This window comes from Bradyrhizobium sp. SZCCHNR1043 (genome assembly GCF_032489675.1).
Classification (GTDB): Bacteria; Pseudomonadota; Alphaproteobacteria; order Rhizobiales; family Xanthobacteraceae; genus Bradyrhizobium.
Genome location: NZ_JAUEYN010000012.1, coordinates 257,763 through 280,405 on the forward strand (window position 1 = coordinate 257,763; position 22,643 = coordinate 280,405).

Genomic DNA, 22,643 nt, shown 5'->3' on the forward strand with positions numbered 1-22,643 from the left:
AAAAGTTTTGCTCCATTCGCGACGAGGGCAGGGCATCCCTTCTCTCGATGCGGTCTGCAGGTAAGGTCCCGTGAATCAGCTGGTCGGATATTTTCTCGTCTTCTTCGGCGGCGGCTGCGGCGCCTCGCTACGGCACGCGATCAACATGGCCAGCGCCAGGGCATTCGGGACGGACTTCCCGTACGGCACCTTCATCATCAATATCACCGGCTCCACCGTGATGGGCCTGATCGCCGGCTACCTCGCCTTCAAGGGCGAAGCGACCCAGCATTGGCGGCTGTTCCTGATGACCGGCATCCTCGGCGGCTACACCACGTTCTCGGCGTTCTCGCTCGACACCGCGCTGCTCTATGAGCGCGGCGCGCTTGGGCTGGCCGCACTGTATGTGCTCGGCTCGGTCGGCATCTCCATCGCCGGCCTGTTCGGCGGCCTCGCTCTGATGCGGTATCTGAGCTGACGGATCGGCGGGCAGAGCGAGGCATGATCTCTCATCCGTCATTGCGAGCGCAGCGCGCTGCGCTCGCAATGACGGATGAGGCGATGACCTTCGGCCTCAGAAACACCGCCCAGCCGGCCGGTGGACAGGGGTGATGTTATAATGTAACATCATGACGAAATGACGCAGCCTGCCCTCCATAGCCACGGCCATTCCCATGCCCACGGGCATGGCCACAGCCATGCCCACAGCCACGGTCCCGCGGCGCCGCATCCGGCGCAGCCGGCGCCGTGGTCGATCCTGCGCATGCCGGTCACCACCCGGCTCGGCGCGGCGCTGGCGGCGAGCGCGGTGCTCTGGCTGATCGTCTGGCTGGCGATGCGGTGATGACGGCCATGGTCCAGCTGCAATTCCGCGACGTGACTCTGGGCTACGACCGCCACCCCGCCGTGCATCACCTCACCGGTGAGGTCGCGACGGGCGCGCTGCTCGCCGTGGTCGGTCCCAACGGCGCCGGCAAGTCGACCCTGTTCCGCGGCCTTGTCGGCCTGCTCAAGCCGCTCGCCGGTACCATCACGGCCGCCGGCCTAAAGCCGCGCGAGATCGCCTATCTGCCGCAGATTGCCGATATCGACCGCTCCTTCCCGATCTCGGTGTTCGATTTCGTCAGCACCGGACTGTGGCGCAGCACCGGCATGTTCGGCGGCATCGGCGCGGTCGCGCGCGAGAAGATCGCGCAGGCGATCGCAGCCGTCGGGCTGACCGGCTTCGAGGGGCGCGGCATCGGCACGCTGTCGGGCGGCCAGATGCAGCGCATGCTGTTCGCGCGCGTGCTGCTGCAGGATGCCCGGGTGATCGTGCTCGACGAGCCGTTCAATGCGATGGATACGAAGACCTCGGCCGACCTGTTGCAACTGATCGAGCACTGGCATGGCGAGCGGCGCACCGTGCTGGCGGCGCTGCACGACATGGACATGGTGCGCGCGCATTTCCCGCAGACCCTGCTGCTGGCGCGCGAGGCCGTGGCCTGGGGACCGACGGCGGAGGTGCTGACCGCCGACAATCTGTCGCAGGCGCGTCGGATGTGCGAGGCGTTCGACGATGCCGCCGCGCCCTGCGTGCCCGCGCAAGCCTCCAAGGCGGCATGATGCTGCGCGAGGTGCTGTTCGCTCCGTTCTCGGATTTCGAGTTCATGCGCCGCGCGCTCGCCGCGGTCATCGCGCTGTCGCTCGGCTCCGGACCGATCGGCGTATTCCTGATGCTCAGGCGCATGAGCCTGGTCGGCGACGCCATGGCACATGCGATTCTTCCCGGCGCGGCGATCGGTTTCCTGCTGTCGGGGCTCAATTTGTTCGCGATGACGACCGGCGGCCTGATCGCCGGCTTCGCCGTGGCGCTGCTATCGGGCCTCGTGTCGCGCTCGACCGGGCTGAAGGAGGACGCGTCGCTCGCGACCTTCTATCTGGCGTCACTCGCGATCGGCGTCACCATCGTCTCGGTCAAGGGCACCAACGTCGATCTCTTGCACGTGCTGTTCGGCAACATCCTGGCGATGGACGATCCGACCCTGCTGATGGTCGCGACCAACGCCACCATCACGCTCGTCGTGCTCGCCGTGATCTACCGCCCGCTGGTGGTGGAGAGCGTCGATCCTTTGTTCCTGCGCACCGTGAGCCGCGCCGGTGCGCCGGCGCATCTGATCTTCCTCGGCCTGATCGTGGTCAATCTCGTCAATGGATTCCAGGCGCTGGGCACCTTGCTTGCGGTCGGCCTGATGATCCTGCCGGCGGGGATCGCCCGGTTCTGGTCGCGCGACGTCACGCCGATGATCTGCATCGCGGTCGCCTCTGCGATCGTCTCCGGCTATGTCGGTCTGGTGCTGTCGTTCCAGACCCGCATTCCCTCGGGGCCTGCGATCATCCTGGTCGCGTCCTTGCTCTATCTCGGCTCGGTACTGTTCGGACGCGTGGGCGGCGTGCTTCCGCAACTGTTTCCGGGACGCCATCTCGAAGCTTGAAGTCGATGCCCATGAAACGCCTGCTGTCCGCGCTGAGCCTGCTCTTCGGCCTTGTTCTGATTGTCCCCGCATCGGCCGAGACCCGGCTGAACGTCGTCACCAGCTTCTCGATCCTCGCCGATTTCGTCCGCCAGGTCGGCGGCGACAAGGTCAATGTCGCCTCGCTGGTCGGGCCGGACAGCGACGTGCACGTCTACACGCCGACGCCGCATGATGCGAAGGATGTCGGCGCCGCGCAGCTCCTGATCGTCAACGGCCTCGGGCTGGAGGGCTGGCTGCCGCGGCTGCAGCAGGCTTCCGGCAGCAAGGCGCCGATCGTCGTCGCCACCCGGGGCATCACCCCGCGCAAGCGCGGCTCGGATGCCGATCCGCATGCCTGGCAGTCGGTCGGCAATGCCAAGGCCTATGTGAAGAACATCCGCGATGCGCTGGTCGCGGCCGCCCCCGCAGACGCGGAGGTCTTCAAGGCCAATGCGGAGCGCTATCTCGGCGAGCTCGATGCGCTCGACCGCGAGGTCCGCGCCGAGATCGACAAGATCCCGGCCGAGCGGCGCAAGGTGATCTCGACCCATGACGCCTTCGGTTATTTCGCCGATGCCTATGGCATCCAGTTCATCGCCCCGCTCGGCGTCTCCACCGAGACCGAGCCGTCGGCCCGCGACGTTGCCGAGATCATCCGCCAAGTGAAAAAAGCGGGGATTCCGGCCGTCTTCCTGGAGAATTTCAACGACGACCGGCTGGTCGGCCGGATCGCCGCCGAGACCGGGGCGAAGATCGGCGGCACGCTGTATTCCGACGCCCTGAGCGATGAAAAGGGCCCCGTTCCCACTTACATTGCCATGGTCAGGCACAATATAAGGGCCCTGACGAGCGCGCTGGTCCGTTAGGGTTTTCGAGCCCTCGCGGCGGTGCGCTTTTGAGCCATTTTCGACGCGATCTGAGGTTTTCGGAGTGAGCATGTCCGACGCGAGCAAGACACCAGTGACGGTCCTGACCGGCTATCTCGGGGCCGGCAAGACCACGCTTCTGAACCGCATCCTCTCGGAAGACCACGGCAAGAAATACGCCGTCATCGTCAACGAATTCGGCGAGATCGGCATCGATAACGACCTCATCGTCGGCGCCGATGAGGAAGTGTTCGAGATGAACAATGGCTGCATCTGCTGCACCGTGCGCGGCGATCTCGTGCGCATCATCTCTGGCCTGATGCGGCGCAAGGGCAAGTTCGACGCCATCATCGTCGAGACCACGGGGCTGGCCGATCCGGCGCCGGTGGCGCAGACCTTCTTCGTCGACGAGGACGTGCAGAAGAACGCGCGGCTCGACGCGGTCGTGACGGTGGCCGACGCGAAGTGGCTGTCGGACCGGCTCAAGGACGCGCCCGAGGCCAAGAACCAGATCGCGTTTGCCGACGTCATCGTGCTCAACAAGACCGATCTCGTCACCAAGCCGGAGCTCGCCGAGGTCGAGGCGCGCATCCGCGCCATCAACCCCTACGCAAAGCTGCATCGCACCGAGCGCTGCCAGATCGCGATCTCGGATGTGCTGGAGCGCGGCGCGTTCGATCTCGACCGCATTCTGGAGATCGAGCCGCAATTCCTCGAAGCCGGCGACGATCACGATCATCACCACCATGATCACGACCACGGCCATGATCACCATCATCATCACGATCACGGCCTGAAGCACTATCACGACGAGGAGATGCAGTCGCTGTCGCTGCGCTCCGACAAGCCGCTCGATCCGTCGAAGTTCATGCCGTGGCTGCAGAACCTGGTGCAGACCGAGGGCGGCAAGATCCTGCGCTCCAAGGGCATCCTGTCGTTTCAGGACGATGACGACCGCTACGTCTTCCAGGGCGTGCACATGATGCTCGAAGGCGATCATCAGCGGAAATGGAAGCCGGATGAGGCGCGCGAGAGCCGCGTCGTCTTCATCGGCCGCGAGCTGCCGGAAGACGCCATCCGCGAAGGCTTCGAACGCTGCATCGTGACCTGATGACGTCGTTCGACCAGGGCGGCGAGGCCGCATCGATCGTGTCCGTCACCGACAAGGTGAAGCCGGTCTCGCTCGGCATGGCCGTCACGGCCGTGCACTATCTCGGCGATCGTGCCGCCTTCGTCGGCACCGAGGAGAGCGTCGCTGTCGTCGACGGCGACGGCGAGATCAGCAAGGTGGATGTCACCGGCGGCGGCATCCTGTCGGCGGTGTCGGACGGATCGCGGATCGTGATCGGCGGCGATGACGGCAAGGTTTCCTCGCTCGACAAGGCGGGCAGCGTCAGTGTGCTCGTGACCGATCCGAAGCGGCGCTGGATCGACAACGTCGCGCTTCATCCGGACGGTGCGATCGCCTGGTCGGTCGGCAAGACCGCGTTCGTGCGTCAGCCCAAGGGCGAGGAGAAGTCGCTCGAGGTGCCGTCGACCGCGGGCGGACTTGCGTTTGCGCCGAAGGGCCTGCGGCTCGCGATCGCGCATTACAACGGCGCGACCTTGTGGTTTCCCAACATGGCGGGCGAGCCGGAATTTTTAGGATGGGCCGGCTCGCATCACGCCGTCACTTTCAGCCCGGACAACAAGTTCCTGGTCACCGCGATGCATGAGCCGGCGCTGCATGGCTGGCGCTTGGCCGACAGCCGCCACATGCGCATGACCGGCTATCCGTCGCGGGTGAAGTCGATGTCCTGGGGCAGCGGCGGGCGTTTTCTCGCGACCTCCGGCGCCGACATGGTCATCCTCTGGCCGTTCGTCGGCAAGGACGGCCCGATGGGCAAGGAGCCGGCAATGCTGGCGCCGATGAAGGCCAAGGTCACTGCGGTCGCCTGCCATCCTAAGCAGGACATCCTGGCCTGCGGCTACGAGGACGGCACCGTGCTGATGGTGCGGATGCAGGACGGCGCCGAGATCCTGGTGCGGCGGAACGAGACGCCGCCGATCGTGGCGCTGGGCTGGAATGCTGCGGGAACGTGGCTCGCATTCTCGGACGAAAGCGGCGAGGCCGGCCTGCTGCGGCTCTGATGGGGCACTGGGGCGCAGGCCCCATCGGGAACCTCGCGGCCTTCGGATTGTTGTTCCGCACATCACAGGATGCGGATGACAAGCCATGGCCTTGATCAACAGCAAACAGACGTTGCGCCGGGACCTGCTGCTGGCAGGCAGCCTGCTCGGCCTGGGCGCGCTGGTGGCCATCATCTCGCTGACCGAGATCAAGGCCAATCATCTCGACCAGATCGCGCAGGCGACGCCCTCAGCCTCGCCTGAGCCGTCAGCGACACCGGCCGAGTCCAAGCCCGGCGGCACCCGCCCGACCACGCCAGCGCCAGAGCCCGCGCGCCCTGACGTGGAAGCTCAAAAGGAAGGCGCGAAGCCGGCGCTGCCGCCAGCCCCGGCAGAGAAGATCGCGCCGACGATGGAGCGGAAGTAGCCGGAGAGGCCCAAACGCGGCCACAAATTCCGCTGTCGTCCCGGCGAACGCCGGGACCCATAACCTCAGGACGTCGTTCGAGGCAGGCTGTTAGCTCCATCTCCCGTCTCATACCCGCCGGGGAGTATGGGTCCCGGGTCGGCGCCACGACGGCGTTGCCGTCGTGGCTTGTCCGGGACGATAGTGGAGGTTTACCGCACCAGGATGTTGCGGAACTGCCACGGATCCGACGTGTCGATATCCTCCGGGAACAGGCCCGGGCGATCGTTCAGCGGCGTCCAGTCGGTGTAGTAGCCCTTCACCGGGCCGAGATAGGGGGACTGGATTTCGAGGCAGCGGCGGAAGTCCATCTCGTCGGCTTCGACGATGCCGGCGGTCGGGTTTTCCAGCGCCCACACCATGCCGGCGAGCACCGCTGACGAGACCTGCATGCCGGTCGCGTTCTGGTAGGGCGCGATGCGGCGGGTCTCCTCGATCGAGAGCTGCGAGCCGTACCAATAGGCGTTCTTGCCGTGGCCGTAGAGCAGCACGCCGAGCTCGTCGATGCCGTCGACGATCTCGTTCTCGTCGAGGATGTGCCACTTCCCCTGCATCTTGCCGGTGGCGCCGAAGATCTCGTGCAGCGACAGCACGGCGTCATTCGCCGGGTGATAGGCGTAGTGGCAGGTCGGGCGATAGACGACCTTGTCGCCGTCGCGCACGGTGTAGTAGTCGGCGATCGAGATCGACTCGTTGTGGGTCACCAGGAAGCCGTATTGCGCGCCCGGCGTCGGACACCACGAGCGCACGCGGGTGTTGGCGCCCGGCTGCAGCAGATAGATCGCGGCGCCGCAGCCCTCGGTGTGGCGGCGGCCGTTCTCCGGCATCCATGTCTCGTGCGTGCCCCAGCCGAGCTCGGCCGGCTGCATGCCCTCCGAGACGAAGCCCTCGACCGACCAGGTGTTGACGAACACGTCCATCGGCTTCGGATTCCTGGAGCGCTGGGTGTCACGCTCGGCGATGTGGACGCCCTTGACGCCGAGTTTCTGCATCAGCTGCGCCCAGCCCTCGCGGCTCTTCGGCTCGACGATCTCGGTCTTGGTGTCCTTGGCGATGTCGAGCAGCGCCTGCTTGACGAACCAGGAGACCATGCCGGGATTGGCGCCGCAGGTGGAGACGGCGGTGGTGCCGCCCGGGTTCTTGCGCCGGGCGGCGAGCAGCGTCTCGCGCAGCGCGTAGTTGGAGCGCTGCTCGACTCCCATCTGCTTGTCGAAATAGAAGCCGGCCCACGGCTCGACGACGGTGTCGATGTAGAGCGCACCGATCTCCCGGCACATCGTCATGAGGTCGACCGAGGAGGTGTCGACCGACAGGTTGACGCAGAAGCCCTGGCCGCCGCCTTCGGTGAGCAGCGGCACCAGCAGATCGCGGTAGTTGTCGCGGGTCACGCCCTGCTGGATGAAGCGGACGCCATGCTTCTTCGCCAGCGCGCCGTCGTCATGCGGATCGATGATGACGAAGCGGCTCTTGTCGTAGTCGAAATGGCGTTCGATCAGGGGCAGGGTGCCCTTGCCGATCGAGCCGAAGCCAATCATCACGATGGGGCCGGTGATCTTCGCGTGGATCTGCGAGCTCATGAATGGTTCTCCGCGAAAGGTGCGTGGGATGGATGGATTCAGGCGGCGCGCCGCCTTCAGACGCTGCGCCGCTTTTAGGTGCTGCGCCGCTTGGCCGTGACCTCGATCTCGACCTTCATCTCGGGCTTGAGCAGGCCTGCGACGACCACCATCGTGGCTGCCGGACGGATGTCGCCGAGCACGTCGCCGCAGACCGCGAAATGGGCATCCGCGTCGTTGACGTCGGTGAGGTAGTAGGTCGCGCGGACGATATCGGCCATCTCGAAGCCGCCCTCCTGCAGGGCGGCGGCGATGGTCTTGAAGCAGTTGCGTGACTGGCTCGTGACATCGGCCGGCATCGTCATGGTGGTGTAGTCGTAGCCGGTGGTGCCGGCGACGAAGGCGAAGTCGCCATCGACGACGGCGCGGCTGTAGCCGAAGCTCTTCTCGAACGGTGATCCGGTAGAGATCAGACGGCGGGACATGGCGGACCTCGTGGTGGGATTTTCGGGGGTTAAAGAGCTTTTGCTGCACCTGCGCAACCCCTGAGGGGCTGCTGCGGCGTCCGTTGCCGGCATGCCTAACGCAGGCGGGTGACGTCAGGTCCGGCGGGCGGCGTGCTGCTCCAGCGCCGCACCACGATGTCGCGGACGATCATGATCCCGAGCAGGATCAGCAGGAGCGTCGGCAGCAATGTCCGCCGCCGCGGCGCGTGCCCGTCGCGGGCGGTTACGCCGCGCATGATACCTGCCGCTCCTTGCGGCTGCGGCGAGCCTTCCGCTCCCGGGCGCCGGTGGCGAGGATCGGGCCTGCGGCGCCATCGAGCGCGCCGTCGACCAGCTCGAGCCCGAGCAGGCGCTCGTGCGCGAACGGGCCGGGCAGCTCCAGCTCAGCGGTCTGCGCGACCGAGAAGCCGAAGCGGGCGCAATAGGGCGCATCGCCGAGCAGGATCACGGCGCCATGGCCGCGCGACGCCGCGATCATCAGCGCGGCGTTCATCAGCGCAGCGCCAACGCCGAGGCTGCGCGCGTCAGCGGCGACCGCCAGCGGTCCCAGCATCAGCGCATCGCGTCCGCCGGCGCTGACGTGCCACAACCGCAGCGTTCCCACCAGCGCGCCGCCGCGCACCGCCGACAAGGCGAGGCCTGCGGCGGGCGCGCGCCCGTCGCGCAGGCGCTGGCAGGTGCGCTCATGGCGATTCTCGCCAAAGCACACGTCGAGCAGCGTCTCGCGCGCCGCGACGTCGGAGGCTCGTTCGCTGCGGATCGCGAACGAAGCGGCAGTCCGATGGGGCGCAGTGGTAACGGAGCGAAAAGCGGTCATGGCACGTCAGTCCCCGGCCTGCGCCGCGAGCCACCGCCCGCGCGCAAACACGTGATGTCAGGTTGAAGGTGACGGTCTATCGCTCCCTCCCCCGCTTGCGGGGGAGGGTCGGGGTGGGGGCAGCCCCACCCGAAGCTTCGCGTCGTCTCACCCGCAAGCGGGTGGCGAAGCAAGCCGGATCAGATGTGATAGGTCTTCAGCGGGGGGATGCCGTTGAAGGCCACCGACGCGTAGGTCGACGTATAGGCTCCGGTCCCCTCGATCAGCACCTTGTCGCCGATCGAGAGCGTCACCGGCAGCGGATACGGCAGCTTCTCGTACATCACGTCGGCCGAATCGCAGGTCGGGCCGGCGAGCACGCACGGGGTCATCTCCGCGCCCTCATGCGGGGTGCGGATGGCGTAGCGGATCGACTCGTCCATCGTCTCGGCGAGACCGCCGAACTTGCCGATGTCGAGATAGACCCAGCGCAGCTCGTCCTCGTCGCTCTTCTTCGAGATCAGCACCACTTCCGACTCGATGATCCCGGCATTGCCGACCATGCCGCGGCCCGGCTCGATGATCGTCTCCGGGATCTGGTTGCCGAAATGCTTGCGCAGCGCACGGAAGATCGAGCGGCCGTACTGCACGACCGGCGGCACGTCCTTCAGGTACTTGGTCGGGAAGCCCCCGCCCATGTTCACCATGGTCAGGTTGATGCCGCGCTCGGCGCAGTCGCGGAACACCGTCGAGGCCATCGCCAGCGCGCGGTCCCACGCCTTCACCTTGCGCTGCTGCGAGCCGACATGGAACGAGATGCCGCACGGCTCCAGGCCGAGCCGCTTGGCCAGGTCCAGCACGTCGACCGCCATCTCCGGATCACAGCCGAACTTGCGCGACAGCGGCCACTCGGCGCCGGCGCAATCGTACAGGATGCGGCAGAACACCTTGGCGCCGGGCGCTGCGCGCGCGATCTTCTCGACCTCGGCGGCGCAGTCGACCGCGAACAGGCGGATGCCGAGCGCATAGGCGCGCGCGATGTCCCGCTCCTTCTTGATCGTGTTGCCATAGGAGATGCGGTCCGGCGTCGCACCGGCGGCCAGCGCCATCTCGATCTCGGCGACGGTCGCCGTGTCGAACGACGAGCCCAGCGAGGCGAGCAGCGACAGCACTTCCGGCGCCGGGTTGGCCTTGACCGCGTAGAACACGCGGCTGTCCGGCAGCGCGCGAGCGAAGTTCATGTAGTTGTCGCGCACGATGTCGAGGTCGACGACGAGACAGGGCTCGTGGTCCAGACCTTCCTCGCGGCGGTTGCGCAGGAATTCCCGGATACGTTCGGTCATAGCACCCTCCAAACGGTCCCAGCGACGAGACCCGTTCAAAATGATCCCGACACGGGTGCCTTGGCGTTGCCGCCCGATGGAAAGGCGACAAAACCTCGAACCCGTAGCCGAATTGTGCTGCCGTGGATTGGTTGGGAATTTCCCGCCCGCACACCTGGCAATGAAGGACAAGCCTTTTCAGTAGCCCGCGCCGGCTTTGGACTGCCGGTAGAGACCAAAAAAGCCCGATCCGTCGTTGCTTTAAGTCGCGTCCCCCGTTGAGAGCGGGGTGCGCCGGTTCGCCTCCGGCTGCCAGTCACGGTTGCAAGAGATGGGGTGACCTTCAGCGGCATCTCTTGAGAGAGATGCTGGGCTCTGGAGCATGACGATCTCGATCATGGTGATCTTGATCGCAACGATCCGAGGGCCCCTCGGTTCCTCATCCCTTGGCGGCTGTCCGGCCTCTTGTCCGGATACCTACCGACTGACACACGACCACAGGCACGTGCGAAATTGGGCAGAAGCGGAAATAAGCGTTTTGAATTTCGTTCGCAAGGAATTTTTGGGCGCCGGGAAAGATTTCCCTAATCTGTGCTTACGCGACACACATGCTGCGCAGATGTCTGAACGAACGTTAAGCGAGCTTAAAGTTTCGTAACGCGTTCACCCTTGCAGGACAGTGTTTTCGCGTGACTCACGCGCGCCTGGTGAACGGCTCGATGCGCTGCGCGCCACGGATGAAGCCGATCATCACGAACACGCCGATCGCGAACAGCACGGCCTGAACGATGTGCGCGCCGCCATCGCCGAGCCCGAACAGAATCGCGAGCGCCCAGCCGCCGGCGAAGGCCGCACCGAACACTTCGGCACCGATCAGGATCGCCGCCGAGATGACGGTGATCACGGTCGGCCAGGCGATCTGGCGGCCGGCTTTGGAGGTGGTCTCTGCGTTCATGGTCCAGGGTCCTGTTGCGGGCCGCAATCTCTCCGAAAAGGCCCGGCCCTTCAAGGGGAAATGACCCAAAAAGAGCCGGCTCCGTGGTATGAGGGGCGCATCGAACTTCCGGGAGAGGACGGACCCCAGCCGATGTCAGACACCACCGCTGTGATCGACGCCCAGACCAATCCGCTGCTCGTGGCCTGGGAGACCCCGCACCAGACACCGCCGTTCGACGCGATCAGGCCCGAGCACTTCCTGCCGGCCTTCGAGCGCGCCTTCGCCGACCACGCCGCCGAAATCACCGCGATTACCCATGATCCGGCCGAGCCGGACTTCGCCAACACCATCACGGCGCTGGAGCGGTCGGGCAAGCTGCTGTCGAAGGTCGCGGCTGTGTTCTACGATCTGGTGTCGGCGCATTCGAACCCGGCGATTCTGGAGATCGACAAGGACGTGTCGCTGCGGATGGCGCGGCACTGGAACCCGATCATGATGAATGCCGTGCTGTTTGGCCGCATCGCGCTGCTCTACGACAACCGCAAGGACCTCAAGCTCACCGGTGAGGAGCAGCGGCTCCTGGAGCGCACCTACACCCGCTTCCGCCGTGCCGGCGCCGGCCTGTCGGACGATGACAAGGTGCGGATGGCCGAGATCAACGAGAAGCTCGCCCAGCTCGGCACCACCTTCAGCCACCACGTGCTCGGCGACGAGCAGGACTGGTACCTCGAGCTCGGCGAGGACGATCGCGCCGGACTGTCCGAGAGCTTCGTGGCTGCCGCCAAGGCAGCGGCGGACGAGCGCGGCATGCCCGGCAAGGCGATCGTGACCCTGTCACGCTCCTCGGTCGAGCCGTTCCTGCAGAGCTCTGCCCGCCGCGACCTGCGCGAGAAGGTGTTCAAGGCCTTCACCGCGCGCGGCGACAATGGCAATTCCAACGACAACAACGCCGTCATCGGCGAGATCCTGTCCTTGCGCGAGCAGGCCGCCAGGATCATGGGCTTTCCGAACTTCGCCGCCTATCGCCTCGAGGATTCCATGGCGAAGACGCCGGAGGCCGTGCGCGGGCTGCTGGAGCGCGTCTGGAGGCCGGCGCGCGCCAAGGCGCTGGCCGACCGCGACCAGCTGCAGGAGATGATCACGGCGGAGGGCGGCAACTTCAAGCTCGCGGCCTGGGACTGGCGCTATTACGCCGAGAAGCTGCGCCAGGCGAAGGCGAATTTCGACGACGCGGCGATCAAGCCGTATCTTTCGCTCGACAACATGATCGCAGCCGCCTTCGACTGCGCCACGCGGCTGTTCGGCATCACCTTCGCCGAGCGCAAGGACATCCCGGTCTGGCATCCGGACGTCCGGGTCTGGGAGATCAAGGACGCGGGAGGCCGCCACAAGGCGCTGTTCTATGGCGACTACTTTGCCCGCTCGTCGAAGCGCTCCGGCGCCTGGATGACCTCGCTGCGCGACCAGCAGAAGCTCGACGGCGACACTGCGCCCTTGATCATCAACGTCTGCAACTTTGCGAAAGGCGCCGACGGCCAGCCGTCGCTGCTGTCGCCGGACGACGCTCGCACCTTGTTCCACGAGTTCGGCCACGGCCTGCACGGCATCCTGTCCAACGTGACCTATCCGTCGCTGTCGGGCACTGCGGTTTTCACCGATTTCGTCGAGCTGCCGTCGCAGCTCTACGAGCACTGGCAGGAGCGTCCCGAGGTGCTGCAGACCTTCGCGCGCCACTACCAGACGGGCGAGCCGCTGCCGCAGGACCTGCTCGAGCGCTTCCTGGCCGCGCGCCGCTTCAACCAGGGCTTTGCCACCGTCGAGTTCGTGTCCTCGGCGCTGATCGATCTCGAATTCCACACCCAGCCGGCGGCGGCGTCGAAGGACGTGCGTGCGTTCGAAAAGGCCGAGATGGAGAAGATCGGCATGCCGCCCGAAATCGCGCTGCGCCACAGGCCGACTCAATTCGGCCATATCTTCTCGGGAGACCATTATGCGGCGGGCTATTACAGCTACATGTGGTCGGAGGTGATGGATGCGGATGCCTTCGGTGCCTTCGAGGAAGCCGGCAACATCTTCGATCCCGCGGTCGCCAAGCGGCTCCACGACAATGTCTACGCCTCGGGCGGCTCGCTCGATCCGGAAGCGGCCTACATCGCCTTCCGCGGCCGCGAGCCCGAGCCCGACGCGCTGCTGCGCCGGCGCGGTCTGCTCGACGTTGCCAAGGCGGCTTGAGGTGAAGAGGATGGCACTGGTCCGGTTCGTCCTCGCTGCGCTGACGCTCGTATTCGGCGCGAGCGCGGCGAGCGCCCACCCGCATGTCTGGGTCACCGCGACCAGCGAGCTGCTCTATGCGGCCGATGGCTCGGTGACCGGCGTGCGCCACGCCTGGACCTTCGACGACATGTTCGCGACCTACGCGCTGCAGGGCCTCGAGACCAAGCAGAAGGGCGTCTACACCCGCGAGGAGCTGGCGCCGCTGGCGCAGACCAACGCCGAGTCGCTGAAGGAATATGCCTACTTCACCTTCCTCAAGGCCGACGGGCGCAAGCAGAAGCTCGAGGACCCCGTCGACTACTATCTCGAATACAAGGACACCAAGCTGACCCTGCACTTCACCCTGCCGCTGAAGGCGCCGGTGAAGACGAAGCAGCTCCAGGTCGAGGTCTACGATCCCAGCTATTTCATCGATTTCCAGATGGCGGAGAAGGATCCCGTCAGCCTGGTCAGCGCACCGGCCGGCTGCAAATTCGGCCTGGTGAGACCGAGCGACGGCGGATCCGTCGCGCAGACCATGAACGAACAGACATTCCTGAGCGGCGGGGCGAACGCCAATTTCGGAATGAACTTCGCCAACAAGATCTCAGTGGAATGTCCATGACGCCTCGCCCCAGCTTCGCTCGACCGCTCCTGACCTGCGCCGCGATCCTCGTTGCGCTCATTTCCGCGCTCTTGGCCGCCGACGCCGCCTCGCATGCGCTGCTCGCCAAGCCGCCGTTCGGCGCACCGGCCGAGCCACAGGTCGGCGGCATCGTCGGCTGGCTGCTCGCCAAGCAGTCGGAGTTCTACCGCCAGATGTCGGGGGCGATCCGCGCGGCCAAGCAAGATGGCTCGGCGGTGTGGTGGCTGCTCGCGATCTCGTTTGCCTACGGCATCTTTCATGCTGCGGGCCCCGGCCACGGCAAGGCGGTGATCGCGTCCTATCTCGTCGCCAACCAGGAAACGGCGAAGCGCGGCATCGTGCTGTCGTTCGCCTCGGGCCTGATGCAGGCGCTGGTCGCGGTCGTCATCGTCGGCATCGGTGCGGTGGTGCTCAATGCCACCGCGGCCACGATGTGCAGCGCCGAAAAGGTGGTGGAGATCGCGAGCTACGGCCTGATCGCGCTGCTCGGCGCGCGCCTGGTCTGGGTCAAGGGCGCGGCGTTCCTGCGCACCTGGCAGCCGGCGGCGCCGGCTCTTGCGCTGGCCGGTGCGCCCGCGGCTGCCGTGGCGCCGTCAGCCCATGATCATGGCCACGCGCATGATCACCAGCATCGTGAGCATCACGGTCACGATCACCATCATGACCACGACCACCACGGCCACGATCATCATCACCACGATCATGCGCATGCGGCGGCTCATGCCCACCACGATCACGTCCACCACGATCACGTCCATGGCGATGATTGCGGTTGCGGCCATTCCCACGGGCCCGCGCCGAGCGAGCTCGCAGGCCCCGGCGGCTGGCAGCGCGGCTTCCAGGCAATCTTCGCCGCCGGCATCCGCCCCTGCTCGGGCGCGATCCTGGTGCTGGTGTTCTCCCTGGCCCAGGGCATGTTCTGGGCCGGCGTCGCCGCGACCTTCGTGATGGGCATGGGCACGGCGGTGACCGTCGCGACCATCGCGGTGCTCGCCGTCGCCGCCAAGGACGTCGCCCGCAGGCTCAGTGCCGGCCGCGAGGGCGGCGGCGCACTGATCATGCGCGGCCTCGAATTCGGTGCCGCCGGCCTCGTGCTGCTGTTCGGCGCGGGCTTGTTGCTGGGCTACATCGCGGCGGAACGCACGACCTGCTTCTGAGCGGCGCGGGCTCCGCTCCTGGCCACGCATTGGTCACTGCGTGCTGGATGCCCCGCTTGCGCGAGGCATGACAGCGGTGAAGGTTGGCCGCGATCGCGCAGCAACAATTGTGTCGTCCCGGGCGAGCCACGAGCGCGCGATAGCGCGGTGGTGGCGTCGACTCGGGACCCATACCTTCCGCCGCGGGGTTTGATAGGCGATTGGAGGTAGTCCCCAGGGCAGATGAGGCCCACCTCGGCATTGTCAAAGGCGATAGAAGCCAGCGCCTGTTTGACACACGCCCCGCGCGAAGGTCTGCTTCAGGTCAATTCGGCTCCTGCGCGGAAGCCGGCGCAAAGCGTGCGCACGACGTTGCGGGCCATTTTTTCGCTTGGCAGATTGGCCGCGACGGCGGCTGCCACATGAGCGGGGTGGACAAACACGGTGACTGCGTCGCGCACAACGCCCGCGGCAGCCTCGATATCATCAACTCGAATCTCGCCGCGCTTCTTTGCATCAGCCAGAATGCGGGCGATAAGAGCAGTCATTGCTCGTGAGTAAGCGGCGATGATCTCCGGCCGCTCTTCCACAATTCGGCGGTATAGGCCGTAAACCTCGGCATCCGCAGTGAACCGCTCCCGCTTGCGGGCATGCAGCGCGAGCACCATGCCCTCCAGACGCTCCGCGAAAGGTCCTTCCGCCTCGACGAAGCGGCTTGCCATCTCCTCCTCATCACGCATCGCCTCGACGACCAGGGCATCGAAAATGTCAGCCTTGGAGCGGAAGTGGCGATAGATCGTCGTGTGCGAAGTGCCGAGAGCGCGGGCGATGTCGACCACGTTGGTCTTGGCCTCACCATGGCGGCGCACTTGGGCGCGCGCGGTGTCGAGGATCTGCGCCCGAAACGAAGTTTCCTCGGTAGGAGAGAGGGTTGCGGGCATGGATGTCTTCGATTTCATCGTTCAGAGAGGATACTAGAACTCTCCGGTGCATGCAAACGAACAGATTATGAAATATGTTCGTTGACTTTTGAACAGGGCGGCCACAAGGTTGGGTCATCCAGCTCAAGGAGGTTCGCCATGACTTCTCCCGCCACGCCATCCGACCAGCACCGCGTCGCTCTCGTGACTGGTGGCTCCGGCTTTGTTGGCGGCCGCCTGATTACGCATCTCCTCGTGCGGGGTTGGCAGGTGCGGGCGCTGGCCCGAAGCGCGGAGAGCGAGGCACAAGTCAAGACACTCGGAGCAACGCCCGTACGCGGCGAACTCAACGACGACCAAGCGTTGCGAAAGGCGATGACAGGATGCGAGGTCGTGTTTCATGTCGCCGCGCACTTCAAGCTTTGGGGCAGCCAGGAGATTTTCGACCGGATCAACGTCGAGGGCACGCGCGCCGTCGTGAACGCGGCCGCAGCGACGGCCAGCGTGCGCCGCTTGGTTGCGGTGAGCGCTGCGGCCGTGGTCATGGGCGATCCCGAACCGATGTTGAATGTCGACGAGAGCCTGCCGCTGCAGATCCGTGCCTTCTCGCCCTACGGATCTTCGAAGGCCGAAGGCGAGCGCGTGTTGCTGGCAGCTAACGGCATGCGTCCCGGCCTGGAGACCATCGCGCTGCGGCCGCCATTTATCTGGGGAGGCAAAATGCCAACTCTCGATCACATGGTAGAGACCGTGAACGCAGGCCGGTGGCAGTGGGTCGCTGGAGGCACGCAGGCCATGTCGAGCTGCCATGTCGATAATTTGTGCGACGCGCTGATTCTCGCCGCAGATCGGGGCCGGGGGGGCGAAGCGTATTTCATCGCCGATGCCGAGCAGAGCACCTTGAAAAGCTTCATCTCGTCTCTGCTTGCCACTCGTGGGATAATCGCTGCGGACAAGTCCGTTCGTTTCGGAATAGCCTGGACCATGGCCGGCCTCATGGGGGCAGCGTGGCGTGCAATGCGCCTCAAGGGCGAGCCGCCGATCACGCGCCAGATGCTGCGCCTTATCGGCAAGCCGTTCACTATCAGCACCCGCAAGGCTCAGACCGAGCTGGGCTATGCGCCCCGGATCACCATGGACGAAGGGTTGGCCGCGATGCAGCAGCCTGAGTCCAAGCTCGCCAGTTCGTCCGCCCATCGGGGCGAACGTCGCGCGAGCGTCGTCTCTGTATGATTGAGGCGCCGGGTGGGGGTACCTACTTCGTAGGCGACACGGGCTTCGGTGACGGAAGCACCTTCAGAGAGGTGGCCCGGGCGCATCCGCAGTTGCGGTTGGCATTGCTGCCCGTCGGCGCCCACGCGCCGCGCTGGTTCATGAAAGACCAACACATGAACCCGGCCGAGGCGGTCGAAGCGTTCCGGCTGTGCGGCGCGCGGCAAGCGGTTGGTCATCACTGGGGTACGTTTCGTCTGACCGACGAAGGTTACGATGAATCTCCCAGAGAATTGGCTTCAGCGCTTCGACGCGCCGGGCTGGCACGATCGTTCGTAACGCTCATGCCAGGCTCCTTCGTCAACGAGGCCGGAACGGCGGCGAAGGCGTAGCTGCAGTGTGGCCATGCCCCTGCGGCCGCAGCGCGCGGCCCAAGGCCATCAGTGGGAAGTAGTGACGGTACATGCCGTAGCGGAGCATGAAGGCGCGGGACAGCTCCGGGCCCTGCATCAGCCGCTCCTGCAAAGAGGGATCGGTCAGCTTGATGGTCTGGCCGACGCCATAGCCGGGGAAGCCGGTGCCGGTGAATTCCGGCTCGTCCCAGGTGCCGGCCGACTGGCGCTCGACCAGCCACATGCAGCCGCGCTCGATCGCCTCCTTGTCCTCAGGGCGGTTGACGGCGAGCAGCGCCATCAGCGCCCAGGCGGTCTGCGACGCCGTGGTGGTGCCGCGGCCGACCGCGCTGACATCCATGTAGGAGGCGCAGCTCTCGCCCCAGCCGCCGTCCGGCTGCTGATGCGCGACGAGCCAGTCGCAAGCGCGGCCGATATAGAGTTGCGTCATGTCCTCGCCGATCGCCGCCAGCGCCGGCAGCACCGCGCCGGTGCCGTAGACGTAGTTGACGCCCCAGCGGCCGAACCACGGGCCGCTCGGCTCCTGCTCCCGTCGGATGTAGTCGAGCGCGCGCACCATGGCCGGATGATTGCGCGAGATGCCAAGCTTGCCGAACGCCTCGACGATGTGGGCGGTGACGTCGACCGACGGCGGATCGAGCGCCTCGCCATAGTCGCAGAACGGAATCTTGGTCAGGATCTTCTGGTTGTTGTCCTTGTCGAACGCGCCCCAGCCGCCCCCCTCGCTCTGCATGCCGATCAGCCAGTCGACGCCGAGCTGAATCGCCTCGTCGATGCCCTTGGCCTGCCACTTCGGATCACGGCGCAGCGGCGCCAACGCGATCAGCGCCACGGCGGTGTCGTCCGTGTCGGGATAATAGTTGTTGGCGTATTCGAACGCCCAGCCGCCCGGCTTGACGTGCGGCAGCTTCATCGACCAGTCGCCGGGCATGCGGACCTGGCGGTCGAGCACCCAGTCGACCGCCTTGTCGACGGCCTCGGGGTAATCGCCGAGCACGCCGGCATCGTCGAAGGCGAGCAGGGTCAGGATCGTGTCCCACACCGGGCTGTTGGTGGCCTGGATGTAGGTGGCGTCGCCGGCATCGACTCGCCAGCCGGGATCGTTCAGGGCATCGAGGCCCTTGGCGAGAACGGGGTGATTGAGCGGATAGCCCTCGGCGTAGAGCGCCATCAGGCCGTAGATCCAGGGCGGCTGGATGCCGCCCCAGGCGCCGTCGAAATCCTGGTGGCGGATCATCCATTCGAGTACGCGGCTGGTGGCCGCGGGCCGGAACAGGCCGAGATTGAGCTTGTTGCCGAGGTTCTGCAGGGCATGCAGCACCTTGTCGGCGCCGCGGAAGAACTTGTCCCAGCCGCCGGCATTGGCCTTCACCGGCAGCTCGTAGTCGAACGCGCTGCGCCCATGCGGAAACAGCGCGTCCAGCCGGTTCTCGGGCGGCAGCGGCCGGCTCGGCCGCCGCGCCGACAGCACCGCGATCGGCATCAGGGTGGCGCGCGCCCATTGCGCGAAGTTGTAGATCGAGAACGGAAACCAGAGCGGAAACCAGATCACCTCGGGCGGGATGTTGGGGGTCTTCTCCCACGGCCATTCGCCGATCAGCGCCAGCCAATAGCGCGTGAACACGCGAATGTTGCGCAAGCCCCCCTTGGCCTCGATCCATTCGCGGGCGCGGCGCACCGGCGGCTCGTCGTCGCGGAAGCCGAGCGAGCGCAGCGCGGCATAGGCCTCGACGGTCGCGTTGATGTCACCATTGGGGGCGCCGAAATAGACCTGCCAGGCGCCGTCCGGGCGCTGGCTGTCGAGCAGCGACTGGCCCAGGCGCTTGCGCAGCGGATGCTCCTCGAGCCCCATGAACCACAGCGCCAGGCACCATTGCGCCTCCATGCAGGCGTTGGATTCGGCGCGGCCGACCCAATGACCGTCGGGCTTCTGGTTGGCGATCAGCCAGTCCGCTGCCGCCCGCACCGTCGATTGCAGGGCGGTCTGGTAATTTCCCGGGTCGCGCGGCGCGCGCGCGGGGGCCGAGCTGGTCAAAGTCATCACGATCCCTCTGGCGGCCTCACAGTGCCGCTGCGGCAGTCGAATTCACTCCGCCCTATAGGGAATTTCGCCGTCAAATCCAATCAACTGGCCGCAGCGGACCGGATCAAAGGAGAAACGAAAGGCGTACAGACGGAGCCCCCATGGCCGTTGTGGTTAGCATCCCGGCGGACACGGAGATGTGACGCGTCTCACGTCCGGAAACTGGCCCACTCAAACCGGCAGGTATTGGCGCAGCAGGGGCAGGAAGAAGATCGCGACGGTGATCAGAAACCCGATCGTCCACAGGATCGAGCGCAGCGACGGCCGGTTGCCGACGTAAGTCAGCACATAGGCGGTGCGCACGATCACGAACAGCACCGACAGCTCGTTGATCAGGTTCTGCGGCGCGCCGCGGAACTCGGCCAGCAGCACCGCCGCGGCAAAGAACGGGAACGCCTCGATGCCGTTCTGATGGGCGCCCAGCGCCCGCTCGCGGATGCCGCCGGCATAGAAGGCGGGATCTCGCGGCCGGGCGTTGTCGTAGCGCCCGGCACCGTCGACGCTGATCCATTTCGCCGGCAGGATCGTTAAGAGGTAGAGCATCACGCTGGCGAAAATGCACAATTCGGCAATCGTCATGGCTCCTCCAGCCCGATGACATCGGTGAAATGGCCCTTATCTTGACAATGTCGAAACAAGCCGCCAAGCCACGCCCTTCAGCAGTCACGGGCATCATGACCGCCGCCATCTCTCTGGACAATGCCAGGCCTGTCGACGTCAGGCCGTTGCCGGCCGCGAGCACGTCACGTGTCGGCGTGCTGCTGGTCAATCTCGGGACGCCGGATACGGCGGACGCCGCCGGCGTGCGGGTGTATCTGAAGGAGTTCCTGTCCGACCGCCGCGTCATCGAGGACCAGGGCCTGTTGTGGAAGATCATCCTCAACGGGATCATCCTCAATGTCCGGCCGCGCAAGAAGGCGAAAGACTACCAATCGATCTGGAACACCGAGAAGAACGAATCGCCGCTGAAGACGATCACGCGCGCGCAGAGCGAGAAGCTCGCCGCCAGCATCGCCGATCGCAGCCACGTCATCGTCGACTGGGCAATGCGCTACGGCAATCCGTCGATCAAGGCTGGCGTCGATGGTCTCATGGCCAAGGGCTGCGACCGCATCCTGGTGGTGCCGCTCTATCCGCAATATTCAGCCGCGACCTCGGCGACCGTGTGCGACGAGGCGTTCCGCGTGCTGACTGAGCTGCGCGCGCAGCCGACGCTGCGGGTGACGCCGCCTTATTACAACGACGACTTCTACATCGAGGCGCTGGCGGTCTCGATCGAGGATCATCTGAAGACGCTGGCGTACAAGCCCGAGCTGATCGTGGCCTCGTTCCACGGCATGCCCAAGGAATATGTCGACAAGGGCGATCCCTATCGCGAGCAGTGCGTCGCCACCACCGAGCTGCTGCGCAGCCGGCTCGGCATGGACGACACCAAGCTGCTGCTGACCTTCCAGTCGCGCTTCGGCTTCTCGGAGTGGCTGCAGCCTTATACCGACAAGACCATCGAGAAGCTCGCCAAGGACGGAGTCAAGCGCATCGCCGTGGTGATGCCGGGCTTCTCCGCCGACTGCCTGGAGACGCTGGAGGAGATCTCCGGCGAGAATTGCGAGATCTTCAAGCACAATGGCGGCGAGGAATTCTCCGCCGTGCCGTGCCTGAACGACAGCGCGCCCGGCATGGAGGTGCTGCGGCAGCTCGTGCTGCGCGAGCTGCAGGGCTGGTTGTAAAAGGCTGGCTCTGAGCCGTCGGCGGTATTGCCGGCCCGCTAGGTTGAGCCGCCCGCCGGCGCAAGTCGGACGACCGTCCGCGCCTCGAAAATACTTTCCTGAACCGCCCCTAGCGGATCCCCGACAAAATCATGCAGTAATCCCTAGATTGTGATGGCTGCAGAGGCTGGTGAGGGGACGATCGTCTCCTCCCTTGGAGGATCCATGAGCGGTTTCGACATTTTCGCCATAGCGCTGGTGCTGCTGGTCATCTTCACGCTGTATTCCGGCGTGAAGACCGTGCCACAGGGGTTCGACTGGACCGTCGAGCGGTTCGGCAAATACACCCGCACCTTGTCGCCGGGCCTCAACATCATCGTGCCCTTCTTCGATCGCATCGGGCGCAAGATCAACATGATGGAGCAGGTGATCGACATCCCCGAGCAGGAGGTCATCACCAAGGACAACGCCACCGTGACGGTCGACGGCGTCGCCTTCTACCAGGTGTTCGACGCCGCCAAGGCGAGCTACGAGGTGTCGAACCTCAACCAGGCGATCGTCACGCTGACCATGACCAACATCCGCTCGGTGATGGGCGCGATGGATCTCGACCAGGTGCTGTCGCATCGCGACGAGATCAACGAGCGGCTGCTGCGCGTCGTCGACGCCGCGGTGTCGCCGTGGGGCCTCAAGGTCAACCGCATCGAGATCAAGGACATCGTGCCGCCGGCCGACCTGGTCGAGGCGATGGGCCGGCAGATGAAGGCCGAGCGCGTCAAGCGCGCCGACATCCTGCAGGCCGAGGGCCAGCGGCAGTCGGAGATCCTGCGCGCGGAGGGCGCCAAGCAGAGCCAGATCCTGCAGGCCGAGGGCCGCCGCGAGTCGGCCTTCCTCGATGCCCAGGCGCGCGAGCGCGCCGCGGAGGCCGAGGCCAAGGCGACGCAGATGGTGTCGGACGCGATCTCCAAGGGCGACGTCGCCGCGCTCAACTACTTCATCGCCGACAAATACATCAAGGCGTTCGGCCAGCTCGCCGACTCGCCGAACCAGAAGGTGATCATGCTGCCGCTGGAGGCAACGGGCATGCTGGCCTCGCTCGTCGGCATCGGTGAGATCGCCAAGGCGACGTTCGGCGAGAGCGCGGCTTCGGCCGTGGCAGCCGCGCGCCGCGGCGGCTCGGTGCCGTCAGCGGGGACGGCGCCGAAACCGCCGACGCCGCCGCAGGCTTGACGCAGGGGAGGA

Annotated in this window: 24 protein-coding genes; 15 read left to right on the plus strand and 9 right to left on the minus strand. The window is 65.8% G+C overall.

From position 1 onward, the window contains the following. The first annotated feature begins 70 nt into the window (after positions 1-70). From crcB to QX039_RS22395, 8 genes are all read left to right on the plus strand, one after another. A complete protein-coding gene (crcB, locus tag QX039_RS22360) occupies positions 71-457 on the plus strand; it encodes a fluoride efflux transporter CrcB (protein ID WP_315772376.1) in 387 nt (128 codons plus the stop codon). Between the two features lie 159 nt (positions 458-616). Beyond that, positions 617-823 (plus strand): hypothetical protein, encoded by a 207-nt coding sequence (locus QX039_RS22365; protein ID WP_315759471.1) that lies wholly within the window; start codon positions 617-619, stop codon positions 821-823. Next, entirely contained in the window at positions 823-1,584 is a 762-nt protein-coding gene (locus QX039_RS22370) for an ABC transporter ATP-binding protein (protein WP_315772377.1), read from the plus strand. The genes QX039_RS22365 and QX039_RS22370 overlap by 1 nt, the downstream gene beginning before the upstream one ends. Further along, positions 1,581-2,453: a metal ABC transporter permease gene (locus QX039_RS22375; protein WP_409998128.1), complete on the plus strand. Its 873-nt coding sequence runs from the start codon at positions 1,581-1,583 to the stop codon at positions 2,451-2,453. Before QX039_RS22370 ends, QX039_RS22375 begins: the two co-directional genes overlap by 4 nt. Positions 2,454-2,464: 11 nt before the next feature. Then, positions 2,465-3,340 carry a metal ABC transporter substrate-binding protein gene (locus QX039_RS22380; protein ID WP_315772378.1) on the plus strand — a complete coding sequence of 292 codons (876 nt, stop codon included), beginning with the start codon at positions 2,465-2,467 and terminating at the stop codon, positions 3,338-3,340. A gap of 70 nt (positions 3,341-3,410) precedes the next feature. Continuing rightward, positions 3,411-4,451, plus strand: coding sequence for a CobW family GTP-binding protein (locus tag QX039_RS22385; protein ID WP_409998878.1), 1,041 nt, complete (start codon positions 3,411-3,413; stop codon positions 4,449-4,451). Further along, entirely contained in the window at positions 4,451-5,470 is a 1,020-nt protein-coding gene (locus QX039_RS22390; protein ID WP_315736445.1) for a WD40 repeat domain-containing protein, read from the plus strand. The genes QX039_RS22385 and QX039_RS22390 overlap by 1 nt, the downstream gene beginning before the upstream one ends. Positions 5,471-5,555: 85 nt before the next feature. Continuing rightward, positions 5,556-5,876: a hypothetical protein gene (locus tag QX039_RS22395; RefSeq protein ID WP_315736446.1), complete on the plus strand. Its 321-nt coding sequence runs from the start codon at positions 5,556-5,558 to the stop codon at positions 5,874-5,876. A gap of 191 nt (positions 5,877-6,067) precedes the next feature. On the opposite strand, the gene QX039_RS22400 is transcribed toward QX039_RS22395, so the two are convergent. The 6 genes from QX039_RS22400 to QX039_RS22425 form a co-directional block, all read right to left on the minus strand. Continuing rightward, complete coding sequence (locus QX039_RS22400) at positions 6,068-7,492, minus strand: homospermidine synthase (RefSeq protein WP_315736447.1); 1,425 nt, start codon at positions 7,490-7,492, stop codon at positions 6,068-6,070. 74 nt (positions 7,493-7,566) lie between these two features. After that, positions 7,567-7,956, minus strand: coding sequence for a RidA family protein (locus tag QX039_RS22405; RefSeq protein ID WP_315772379.1), 390 nt, complete (start codon positions 7,954-7,956; stop codon positions 7,567-7,569). Between the two features lie 95 nt (positions 7,957-8,051). Then, positions 8,052-8,213, minus strand: a complete 162-nt coding sequence (locus QX039_RS22410) for a hypothetical protein (protein WP_315772381.1) — start codon at positions 8,211-8,213, stop codon at positions 8,052-8,054. Further along, the gene (locus QX039_RS22415) at positions 8,201-8,794 is read right to left on the minus strand and encodes an N-acetyltransferase (protein WP_315772383.1); all 594 of its coding nucleotides are present in this window, start codon (positions 8,792-8,794) and stop codon (positions 8,201-8,203) included. Before QX039_RS22415 ends, QX039_RS22410 begins: the two co-directional genes overlap by 13 nt. 179 nt (positions 8,795-8,973) lie before the next feature. Next, the gene (locus QX039_RS22420; protein ID WP_315772384.1) at positions 8,974-10,116 is read right to left on the minus strand and encodes a type III PLP-dependent enzyme; all 1,143 of its coding nucleotides are present in this window, start codon (positions 10,114-10,116) and stop codon (positions 8,974-8,976) included. 673 nt (positions 10,117-10,789) lie between these two features. Further along, on the minus strand, positions 10,790-11,050 hold the full coding sequence (locus tag QX039_RS22425; protein ID WP_315716541.1) for a hypothetical protein: 261 nt from the start codon (positions 11,048-11,050) through the stop codon (positions 10,790-10,792). A 132-nt stretch (positions 11,051-11,182) separates the two neighbouring features. Between QX039_RS22425 and QX039_RS22430 the strand changes: the two genes are divergently transcribed. The 3 genes from QX039_RS22430 to QX039_RS22440 are packed head-to-tail and all read left to right on the plus strand — an operon-like array spanning position 11,183 to position 15,088. Then, complete coding sequence (locus tag QX039_RS22430; protein ID WP_315772385.1) at positions 11,183-13,264, plus strand: M3 family metallopeptidase; 2,082 nt, start codon at positions 11,183-11,185, stop codon at positions 13,262-13,264. A 10-nt stretch (positions 13,265-13,274) separates the two neighbouring features. Continuing rightward, positions 13,275-13,910 (plus strand): DUF1007 family protein, encoded by a 636-nt coding sequence (locus tag QX039_RS22435; RefSeq protein WP_315772387.1) that lies wholly within the window; start codon positions 13,275-13,277, stop codon positions 13,908-13,910. Continuing rightward, positions 13,907-15,088 carry a nickel/cobalt transporter gene (locus QX039_RS22440; protein ID WP_315772388.1) on the plus strand — a complete coding sequence of 394 codons (1,182 nt, stop codon included), beginning with the start codon at positions 13,907-13,909 and terminating at the stop codon, positions 15,086-15,088. The genes QX039_RS22435 and QX039_RS22440 overlap by 4 nt, the downstream gene beginning before the upstream one ends. A gap of 299 nt (positions 15,089-15,387) precedes the next feature. Here QX039_RS22440 and QX039_RS22445 read toward each other — a convergent pair whose 3' ends face one another. Then, positions 15,388-16,008: a TetR/AcrR family transcriptional regulator gene (locus tag QX039_RS22445; RefSeq protein WP_315772389.1), complete on the minus strand. Its 621-nt coding sequence runs from the start codon at positions 16,006-16,008 to the stop codon at positions 15,388-15,390. Positions 16,009-16,146: 138 nt separating this feature from the next. On the opposite strand from QX039_RS22445, the gene QX039_RS22450 reads away from it, so the two are divergent. Together QX039_RS22450 and QX039_RS22455 are read left to right on the plus strand one after the other, a co-directional pair. Continuing rightward, on the plus strand, positions 16,147-17,220 hold the full coding sequence (locus QX039_RS22450) for an NAD-dependent epimerase/dehydratase family protein (RefSeq protein ID WP_315772391.1): 1,074 nt from the start codon (positions 16,147-16,149) through the stop codon (positions 17,218-17,220). After that, positions 17,217-17,591 (plus strand): MBL fold metallo-hydrolase, encoded by a 375-nt coding sequence (locus tag QX039_RS22455; protein WP_315772392.1) that lies wholly within the window; start codon positions 17,217-17,219, stop codon positions 17,589-17,591. The genes QX039_RS22450 and QX039_RS22455 overlap by 4 nt, the downstream gene beginning before the upstream one ends. Here the strand turns inward: QX039_RS22455 and shc are convergent. After that, entirely contained in the window at positions 17,560-19,653 is a 2,094-nt protein-coding gene (gene shc, locus QX039_RS22460) for a squalene--hopene cyclase (RefSeq protein WP_315772394.1), read from the minus strand. The two genes, QX039_RS22455 and shc, sit on opposite strands and share 32 nt — an antisense overlap. 213 nt (positions 19,654-19,866) lie before the next feature. Continuing rightward, positions 19,867-20,274, minus strand: coding sequence for an MAPEG family protein (locus QX039_RS22465; protein ID WP_315772395.1), 408 nt, complete (start codon positions 20,272-20,274; stop codon positions 19,867-19,869). A 95-nt stretch (positions 20,275-20,369) separates the two neighbouring features. Between QX039_RS22465 and hemH the strand changes: the two genes are divergently transcribed. After that, entirely contained in the window at positions 20,370-21,422 is a 1,053-nt protein-coding gene (gene hemH / locus QX039_RS22470; RefSeq protein WP_315772396.1) for a ferrochelatase, read from the plus strand. A 204-nt stretch (positions 21,423-21,626) separates the two neighbouring features. Then, complete coding sequence (locus QX039_RS22475) at positions 21,627-22,631, plus strand: SPFH domain-containing protein (RefSeq protein WP_315772398.1); 1,005 nt, start codon at positions 21,627-21,629, stop codon at positions 22,629-22,631. Positions 22,632-22,643 lie beyond the last annotated feature (12 nt).

What these genes read in the sequence shown, in the direction of transcription:
- QX039_RS22365 (WP_315759471.1), top strand. Translation starts at nt 617, where the DNA reads ATGACGCAGCCTGCCCTCCATAGCCACGGCCATTCCCATGCCCACGGG.
- QX039_RS22370 (WP_315772377.1), top strand. Translation starts at nt 823, where the DNA reads ATGACGGCCATGGTCCAGCTGCAATTCCGCGACGTGACTCTGGGCTAC.
- QX039_RS22375 (WP_409998128.1), top strand. Translation starts at nt 1,581, where the DNA reads ATGATGCTGCGCGAGGTGCTGTTCGCTCCGTTCTCGGATTTCGAGTTC.
- QX039_RS22380 (WP_315772378.1), top strand. Translation starts at nt 2,465, where the DNA reads ATGAAACGCCTGCTGTCCGCGCTGAGCCTGCTCTTCGGCCTTGTTCTG.
- QX039_RS22385 (WP_409998878.1), top strand. Translation starts at nt 3,411, where the DNA reads ATGTCCGACGCGAGCAAGACACCAGTGACGGTCCTGACCGGCTATCTC.
- QX039_RS22390 (WP_315736445.1), top strand. Translation starts at nt 4,451, where the DNA reads ATGACGTCGTTCGACCAGGGCGGCGAGGCCGCATCGATCGTGTCCGTC.
- QX039_RS22395 (WP_315736446.1), top strand. Translation starts at nt 5,556, where the DNA reads ATGGCCTTGATCAACAGCAAACAGACGTTGCGCCGGGACCTGCTGCTG.
- QX039_RS22400 (WP_315736447.1), bottom strand. Translation starts at nt 7,492, where the DNA reads ATGAGCTCGCAGATCCACGCGAAGATCACCGGCCCCATCGTGATGATT.
- QX039_RS22405 (WP_315772379.1), bottom strand. Translation starts at nt 7,956, where the DNA reads ATGTCCCGCCGTCTGATCTCTACCGGATCACCGTTCGAGAAGAGCTTC.
- QX039_RS22410 (WP_315772381.1), bottom strand. Translation starts at nt 8,213, where the DNA reads ATGCGCGGCGTAACCGCCCGCGACGGGCACGCGCCGCGGCGGCGGACA.
- QX039_RS22415 (WP_315772383.1), bottom strand. Translation starts at nt 8,794, where the DNA reads ATGACCGCTTTTCGCTCCGTTACCACTGCGCCCCATCGGACTGCCGCT.
- QX039_RS22420 (WP_315772384.1), bottom strand. Translation starts at nt 10,116, where the DNA reads ATGACCGAACGTATCCGGGAATTCCTGCGCAACCGCCGCGAGGAAGGT.
- QX039_RS22425 (WP_315716541.1), bottom strand. Translation starts at nt 11,050, where the DNA reads ATGAACGCAGAGACCACCTCCAAAGCCGGCCGCCAGATCGCCTGGCCG.
- QX039_RS22430 (WP_315772385.1), top strand. Translation starts at nt 11,183, where the DNA reads ATGTCAGACACCACCGCTGTGATCGACGCCCAGACCAATCCGCTGCTC.
- QX039_RS22435 (WP_315772387.1), top strand. Translation starts at nt 13,275, where the DNA reads ATGGCACTGGTCCGGTTCGTCCTCGCTGCGCTGACGCTCGTATTCGGC.
- QX039_RS22440 (WP_315772388.1), top strand. Translation starts at nt 13,907, where the DNA reads ATGACGCCTCGCCCCAGCTTCGCTCGACCGCTCCTGACCTGCGCCGCG.
- QX039_RS22445 (WP_315772389.1), bottom strand. Translation starts at nt 16,008, where the DNA reads ATGCCCGCAACCCTCTCTCCTACCGAGGAAACTTCGTTTCGGGCGCAG.
- QX039_RS22450 (WP_315772391.1), top strand. Translation starts at nt 16,147, where the DNA reads ATGACTTCTCCCGCCACGCCATCCGACCAGCACCGCGTCGCTCTCGTG.
- QX039_RS22455 (WP_315772392.1), top strand. Translation starts at nt 17,217, where the DNA reads ATGATTGAGGCGCCGGGTGGGGGTACCTACTTCGTAGGCGACACGGGC.
- shc (WP_315772394.1), bottom strand. Translation starts at nt 19,653, where the DNA reads ATGACTTTGACCAGCTCGGCCCCCGCGCGCGCGCCGCGCGACCCGGGA.
- QX039_RS22465 (WP_315772395.1), bottom strand. Translation starts at nt 20,274, where the DNA reads ATGACGATTGCCGAATTGTGCATTTTCGCCAGCGTGATGCTCTACCTC.
- hemH (WP_315772396.1), top strand. Translation starts at nt 20,370, where the DNA reads ATGACCGCCGCCATCTCTCTGGACAATGCCAGGCCTGTCGACGTCAGG.
- QX039_RS22475 (WP_315772398.1), top strand. Translation starts at nt 21,627, where the DNA reads ATGAGCGGTTTCGACATTTTCGCCATAGCGCTGGTGCTGCTGGTCATC.